At 31.4% G+C, this 220-nt stretch carries 1 pseudogene; it reads right to left on the bottom strand.

The features are described from left to right. Window positions 1-74: pseudogene (locus WFH18_RS18355) on the bottom strand (IS630 transposase-related protein); the annotation flags it as partial. Window positions 75-220 lie beyond the last annotated feature (146 nt).

The following is a 220-nucleotide window of genomic DNA, read 5'->3' on the forward strand; positions in this document are numbered from 1 at the left end:
GCTACCGCTCGAATAGAATAACCTTCCTCAAGCTTAGCTAAAATTTTACGTCTAAAATGTTCTGAATAACTCATTGCACCATTGTATTAGTTTTATAATGATTTGACTATATTTAAAATATTGAAAGAAAATAACTTATTGATTCGCCCTAAGCGTCGCTATACAAAAACTACGGATAGCAAGCATTGGATGAAGAAGCATCCAAATTTATTAAAGGATT

It is taken from the genome of Acinetobacter sp. USHLN143, assembly GCF_037145695.1.
GTDB classification, from domain to species: domain Bacteria; phylum Pseudomonadota; class Gammaproteobacteria; order Pseudomonadales; family Moraxellaceae; genus Acinetobacter; species Acinetobacter fasciculus.